Source organism: Pantoea sp. SYBGC1, assembly GCF_057197005.1.
Map to the genome: position 1 here is coordinate 162186 of NZ_JBXUNM010000008.1, position 7205 is coordinate 169390.

Consider the following 7205-nt stretch of genomic DNA (forward strand, 5'->3'; position numbering starts at 1 on the left):
AGACTCCTGGTTAATTTTTAATTAGCTGCATGGACTGATGACGCTGAGAACAGACAATGACGTTAACGCCATTCCACGCCAGTTCCTGCTCCAGCTCTTTATCTTTTAATTGGTCAGTTATCAGAAAATCGACATCACGGTAGTGACAAACACGGGCAAATGAGGGGCGCATAAATTTACTGCCATCCAGTAACAGATGTTTTCTTTCAGCGGCCAGCAACATTTGTTGTTTTAAATGCGCGTTATTCTCATTGCCTTCCCGTAAATATCCGTCATTACCCAAACTGCTACAGGAAAAAAAGATCTTATTAATCTGAAATTCACGCAGCGGCTGCTCAGCCACTACGCCGTGAAAATCCTCATCGCGGTCAGAATATTCTCCGCCAAGGCAGATAGTGCGAATGCTGCCGCGCGCTGCCAGCGTCTGCACGATGCGTAGCGAATTGGTTAGCACGGTTAACTCAATATCGGGCAGCTGGCGCGCCAGATACCAGCAGGTGGTACTGCTATCGAGTAAAATACAGTCACCCGGCGTAATAAAATCGAGCGCGCGCTTGGCAATGCTCATTTTTGCATCGACATGCTCATTAATACGCTGCCGAAAAGATAATTCGTTTTCTCTGCCAGCTCTGTTATTTCCCGGAGTGCTGGCGTTCTGTTTTTTTACCGGAACAGCACCACCATGACTGCGCTGTAATAATCCTCTTTTTTCCAGCTGACTTAAGTCGCGCCGTATGGTTTCCTGCGAAACCTGACATAGCGTGACCAGCTCTGAGACAATTACGCGGCCATTTATATTAAGTTCGTTAATAATTCTTTGTTGTCTCTCAATCGGCAACATACTTATCCTCCGATGGCTATAAATTACTGGAAGCGGGCACGGGAAAATGTGGACTGGGCAGGAGTCCACGGTGGCAAAAAAAGAGGCCCGTTATTGAGTGATATAAGTTCGGTTATCAATGTAATGATTAACGGTTATTTGCATGCAATGTTGATATGTCTCACATAATTAACCCCTGAAGCGTCACAGTTAAAACAGATCCGATCACCAGCTTATTAATCCATAGCTACCATAGCATGACTGTTTATGACCGTTTGTGCGGGATTGACCGTTTCAGACTCCGCCCTGATAGTCGGGGAAATCTGATTGAGCCACTGTCAGGCGCAGTGGATGATAGGAACGCAGCGCACAACCTGTCCGTACGATGATGAATCGCTGATTTAATAAGCAGTTAATGCTGCTTTTCAGGCCGCTTCACACTTCCAGCCTGCTGATAACGCACGCAGTGCGCTATGATTTTCTTTCAAGGAATTCGGGGACCGGGTTGTTAATGTCGTATTGGATAAAGTCACTGCTCTTGAGCTCTCTGGCAGCCAGCGCCAGCGTGCAGGCTGAACCTCTGCAGAAGTCTTTTTCTGACTGGCAGCTCACCTGTAACAATGCGGCTTTTTGCGTGGCGCGCAGCTTTCCCGGCGACAATGGTCTGGTGATGACGCTGTCGCGCCACGCCGGCGTCGACGATCGCCCGCTGCTGCGTATCGATTACGGCAGCGCCTATACCGGCGCGCTGCCGGGTGGCCCGCTGAAAGATAACCTGCTGCTGGATCAGCGTCGCCTGAAGCCCGACCTTAAACACTGGACGGTTGAGCCGCATCATCTTGCTACCAGCAACGCTATCGCGATTGATGAGTTTCTGGGACAGACGCTGGACGCGAGTACGCTGCAGCTGACATACCAGGCCAAAGCGGTGGTTCCGCTGCGCGGCCTGAAAGCGGCGCTGCTGCTGATGGATGATGTGCAGGGGCGCGTAAACGGGACCAGCGCATGGGTCAGACGTGGAGCGCAGTGGGATCTCCCGCCACCGCCATCGCTGCCATCGCTGCCGTCATCAGGCCCGCCGCCCGCGCCGCTGACGCAGGAGGAGACCAGCGGACTGATCGACTATGGAACCTGGCGCATCACTACCGATAACTGCTCGCTGGATCCGCTCCGGCGCGAGGTGAGCGTTGCGCCGCTGACCGACAGCAAAGCGCTGCTGCTGGTCAGCTGTGAAACCGGTGCCTATAACGTTATCGATCTGGCGTTTGAAGTGACGCGCAGCCAGCCCTACGTATCACGCGGGCTGACGCTGAATCTGCCTTTTACTCCCCCCGCGCGCAGCGACACGCAGCTGGAGCTGGTGAACGCCGAGTTTGATGCCAGTAATGGCCTGCTCTATACCTTCAGTAAAAATCGCGGGCTGGGTGATTGCGGTACGGCAACACGCTGGCAGTTTGATGGCAGCGCGTTTGTTCTGGCGGAATATGCGGAAGAGCAGATCTGCGACGCCTGGCACAGCAGCGACGACTGGCCCACGCTGTGGGTAAGCCAGCCGGCGCACTGAGCGACTATCCGGATTTCAGGGGATCGCGCCGATCATCATCGGCGAACCCGTCTTGTTGCCCGCCAGCTCTGCCAGCAGATTATTTACGCCATCGCTCATGGGCGTAAAGCGGCTGAGCGGTGAACGGGTGACGACCACAAACACGCCAAGATTATGCTGCGGAATCATCGCCATATAGGTAATGAAGCCGCCGGCACCGCCGGTTTTCTGGATGATACCGGGCCGGCCCGCCTTGGGAGCCATATAGACCCAGCCCATACCCAGCGCATCGGCACGTCCGGGGACATCCATCCCTTCCACTTTGGTCAGCTGATCGCGCCGGTAGATCAGCGTCTGCAGGCGATCGATCTGCGGCGTGCGGTGGCTTACCGCTGAGTCGAGAAACTGCTGCATCCAGCGCGCCATATCATCAGGAGTGGAGTAGACGCCGCCGCTGCCGATCGCCGCCAGCGTGTTATTACAGGGGCTGGCACCTTTTTCCGGCACCATCAGGCGCTGGCACTGGTCCGGTGAGGGTGTAAAGGTGGTGTCCTTCATCCCCAGCGGGCGCGTGACTAACCGCTGCAGCAGCGCCGGATAGGGCGTGCCGCCCGCTTTCGCCAGCGCGTCAGCCAGCAGGTCAAACCCGAGGTTGGAGTAGGCCGCCTGAGTGCCGGGCGCGGCTTTCAGCGTGGCGTTGCCCAGCCACTGCCAGCGATCGCTTTTAGTTGGCCAGACAAACACCGGACGGTGCGGTTTACCGCCGGGCTGTTCGCGCGGCAGCGAGCCGGTGTGGGTGGCGAGGTTGATCAGACGGATCGACTGGCCGTTATAGGCCGGAACGCGCGCCCCCGGCGGGGCGTAGCGGCTGAGCGGGTCATCCAGGCGGATCTGCCCGCGCTCGGCCATTTTCACCATCACTTCGCTGGTCATCAGCTTGCTGAGTGAAGCGATGCGGATAACGGAGTCCTGCTGCGGCCGGACATTATTACCGGGGCGGGTTTCGCCAAAGCTGGTAAAGACGCGCTGATTGCCGTCGATAGCGACCAGCGCCATGCCGGTTGCACCGCTGGCGTAAAAAATATGTTCGGCATAGCGATCGACAATCTGCGATGCCAGCAGGGGGTCTGGTGATACCTGTGCCATACCGCTGACAGGCAGCACGGAGACCATCAGGGCCAGTAAAAATGAAGTCGGTTTTTTCAACGGGAGTGCGTCCGCTATCAGGATCGGAAGAAAACCTATAGTAATCAGTTTGCGCAGAGCGGGAAGGGGAAAACGCGTTTTTTTGTATAGAAAGTGCAAAAAAAAACGGCCCTCACCGTTATTGGGAGAGGGCCGCGGGGCTTATGCTGGTTTCAGCAGCGATTCTGCCTGGCTTACCACGTTTTCAACGGTAAAGCCGAAGGCCGGGAACAGCTTGCCGGCCGGCGCAGATTCACCAAAGGTGGTCATGCCGACGATTTTGCCGTCGATGCCGACATATTTGTACCAGTAGTCTGCAATACCTGCTTCAACCGCGACGCGGGCGCGTACGGTGGTGGGCAGCACAGATTCGCGGTAGGCGCTATCCTGCTTGTCGAACACATCGGTGCTGGGCAGTGAGACGACCCGGACCTTGTGGCCATCCGCGCTGAGTTTGGCTTCCGCTCCCAGCGTGATCTCCACTTCTGAACCGGTGGCGATCAGAATCACATCCGGCGTGCCATCGCAATCCTTCAGGATATAGCCGCCGCGCGCGATATTTTCGACCTGCGCCTGGCTGCGCTCGGGCTGCAGCAGGTTCTGACGGGAGAGGATCAGCGCGGTCGGGCCGTGATGACGCTCAACGGCTGCTTTCCATGCCACTGCGGTTTCGACCTGATCGCACGGACGCCAGGTGCTGAAGTTAGGCGTCAGACGCAGGCTCGCCAGCTGCTCGACCGGCTGGTGCGTCGGGCCATCTTCGCCCAGGCCGATAGAGTCATGGGTATAGACCATGATCTGGCGCGCTTTCATCAGCGCAGCCATACGTGCGGCGTTACGCGCGTACTCAACAAACATCAGGAAGGTTGCGGTATAAGGAACAAAGCCGCCATGATGCGCAATGCCGTTTGCAATCGCGGTCATCCCGAACTCACGCACGCCGTAGTGGATATAGTTCCCGGCCGCATCCTCTTTGATCGATTTTGAGCCTGACCAGATGGTGAGGTTACTCGGTGCCAGGTCAGCCGATCCGCCCAGGAATTCCGGCAGCAATTTGCCAAAGGCTTCCAGCGTATTTTGTGACGCCTTGCGGCTGGCGATTTTCTGCGGATTCGCCTGCAGGTCGCGGATAAAGTCAGCGGTTTGACTTTCCCACTCTGCCGGCATTTCGCCGTTAAGACGACGGCTAAACTCCTGCGCCAGCTGCGGATGCGCCTGCTGGTAAGCGGCAAATTTCTCATCCCAGGCTTTTTCGTGCGCGGAACCCGCTTCTTTTGCATCCCACTGCTGATAGATATCCTGCGGGATTTCAAACGGCGCGTAGTTCCAGCCGAGCTGCTTACGCGTCAGCGCAATCTCTTCATCGCCCAGCGCGGCACCGTGCGACTCCTCTTTGCCCGCCTTGTTTGGCGAACCAAAGCCGATGGTAGTGCGGCAGATAATCAGCGATGGCTTATCGGTGACGCTCTGCGCCTCTTTAATCGCGGCGGCAACGGCGTCGGCGTCGTGACCATCAATGCCTTCAGCGCTGCCGATCACGTGCCAGTTGTAGGACTCAAAGCGTTTATGCGTATCGTCGGTGAACCAGCCTTCGGTCTCACCATCGATAGAAATGCCGTTGTGATCGTAAAAGCCGATCAGCTTGCCGAGCCCCAGCGTGCCCGCCAGCGAACAGACCTCGTGCGAGATACCCTCCATCAGGCAGCCGTCACCCATAAACACATAGGTGAAGTGGTCGACAATATCGTGTCCTGGCTGGTTGAACTGCGCGGCCAGCGTACGCTCAGCAATCGCCAGACCCACCGCATTCGCCAGACCCTGGCCGAGCGGGCCGGTGGTGGTTTCGACGCCTGGCGTATAGCCAATTTCCGGATGTCCCGGCGTTTTTGAATGCAGCTGACGGAAGTTTTTCAGCTCTTCCATCGGCAGATCGTAACCGCTGAGATGCAGCAGGCTATAGAGCAGCATTGAGCCGTGGCCGTTAGAAAGGATAAAGCGGTCGCGATCGGCCCAGGCCGGGTTAGTGGGGTTATGTTTCAGGAAGTCGCGCCATAACACTTCCGCGATATCGGCCATGCCCATCGGCATACCTGGGTGACCGGAATTTGCTTTCTGTACCGCATCCATACTCAACGCGCGAATCGCGTTAGCCAACTCTCTGCGTGAAGACATAGGGTTCTCCCTTGTAGTGAAGCATCAGCGGGTCCGCCTCGGCTCGCCCGCACTCAACGGTGGTGCAATCAGAGGCGTGCTGCCAGCACATCTTCCAGTTTCTGCTGGTCAACGGCGAACTGGCGGATACCTTCAGAGAGTTTTTCAACCGCCATCGGATCCTGGTTGTGCTCCCAGCGGAACTCCGCTTCTGACAGCGGGGAAGGCTGATGGAAACCTTCGGTAGAAGGTTCCAGCTTGCGCTCAACCTGCGCATCGCTGTTCGCCAGCTCTTCCAGCAGGTTAGGGGAGAGAGTCAGACGATCGCAGCCCGCCAGAGCCAGAATCTGCTCAACTTTGCGGAAGCTGGCGCCCATGATCACCGTGCTGTAGCGATGCTTTTTATAGTAGTCATAGATGCGACGCACAGATTTCACGCCCGGATCTTCATCCACCACATAGGGGTCCATCGGCTTGCGCGTGTTGTACCAGTCGTAAATGCGGCCCACAAAAGGCGAGATCAGATAGACGCCCGCTTCGGCGCAGGCGCGCGCCTGTGCAAAGGAGAACAGCAGCGTCAGGTTGCACTTAATACCGTTTTTCTCCAGCTCTTCAGCCGCTTTGATCCCTTCCCAGGTTGAGGCGAGCTTGATAAGAATACGTGAGCGGTCGATACCGTGCTCTTCATACAGGCGTACCAGCTTTTCCGCTTTGGTTACGCACATACCGCGATCGAAAGAGAGGCGGGCGTCAACTTCAGTTGAAACGCGGCCCGGCACGCTTTTCAGGATTTCCATGCCGAGGTTGACAGCCACTTTGTCGCTGGCGTTGATAATCTGCGTCTCTTTACTGCCACCCTGCTTTTTCGCATAGTCGATGGCGTCATCAATCAGGTGTTTATAAGCGTCAAGACCGGCAGCTTTCAGGATCAGAGAAGGGTTGGTAGTGGCATCTTCCGGATTGTAATGACGAATGGATTCGATATCGCCACTGTCCGCCACCACGGTGGTGAACTGTTTTAGTGCGTCTAGCTGGTTCATCGCTTAACTCCTTGATTAGCAATATTGTGGGCAAAAGAATGCCGGGCAACCGTCGCCTTGTCTGCGCCCTTTGCTGGGAATAGTGGTTCCACACAGTGCTACAGACGCCCGCTGATTAAAATGCGTTTTCTCTGATTATGGCGTGGCGGAGAGAGAGGCGGCGTAATCGGTTCAGCCATGTTTTGCCATCTTCAAGCATAGCAGCTTGCGCCGGAGATGCAGGCGAGGCGGTAAGTTCGTTGTCAGATACGGCAGGGCGCATGTTAAGCGGCGGTTCCGTTTGCCGTCAGCTGCGGGGCGCAGATTAAGCGCCGGTTCCGTTCGCCGTCAGCTGCGGGGCGCAGATTAAGCGCCGGTTCCGTTCGCCGTCAGCTGCGGCGGCAGCCTCCGCCCCGGCACGGCGACCGGGCAGAGGACGCCTGGCCGCGCCCTCTGCACTCCCCGGCCCTGCGCCAGCCCCGTCCGC

Annotated in this window: 5 protein-coding genes; 1 reads left to right on the forward strand and 4 read right to left on the reverse strand. The window is 56.9% G+C overall.

The features are described 5' to 3' along the window. Nucleotides 1-10: 10 nt before the first annotated feature. Nucleotides 11-841, reverse strand: a complete 831-nt coding sequence (locus AC2CF9_RS14245; RefSeq protein WP_150018189.1) for a DeoR/GlpR family DNA-binding transcription regulator — start codon at nucleotides 839-841, stop codon at nucleotides 11-13. 490 nt (nucleotides 842-1331) lie between these two features. On the opposite strand from AC2CF9_RS14245, the gene AC2CF9_RS14250 reads away from it, so the two are divergent. Continuing rightward, nucleotides 1332-2384, forward strand: coding sequence for a DUF1176 domain-containing protein (locus AC2CF9_RS14250; protein WP_484557295.1), 1053 nt, complete (start codon nucleotides 1332-1334; stop codon nucleotides 2382-2384). Between the two features lie 15 nt (nucleotides 2385-2399). Here AC2CF9_RS14250 and ampH read toward each other — a convergent pair whose 3' ends face one another. The 3 genes from ampH to tal all read right to left on the reverse strand — a co-directional run bounded on the left by ampH (nucleotide 2400) and on the right by tal (nucleotide 6739). Continuing rightward, nucleotides 2400-3569: a D-alanyl-D-alanine-carboxypeptidase/endopeptidase AmpH gene (ampH, locus tag AC2CF9_RS14255; protein ID WP_484557296.1), complete on the reverse strand. Its 1170-nt coding sequence runs from the start codon at nucleotides 3567-3569 to the stop codon at nucleotides 2400-2402. A gap of 141 nt (nucleotides 3570-3710) precedes the next feature. Continuing rightward, the gene (gene tkt / locus AC2CF9_RS14260) at nucleotides 3711-5720 is read right to left on the reverse strand and encodes a transketolase (protein WP_039379483.1); all 2010 of its coding nucleotides are present in this window, start codon (nucleotides 5718-5720) and stop codon (nucleotides 3711-3713) included. A gap of 68 nt (nucleotides 5721-5788) precedes the next feature. Further along, nucleotides 5789-6739, reverse strand: coding sequence for a transaldolase (tal, locus tag AC2CF9_RS14265; RefSeq protein ID WP_484557297.1), 951 nt, complete (start codon nucleotides 6737-6739; stop codon nucleotides 5789-5791). Nucleotides 6740-7205 lie beyond the last annotated feature (466 nt).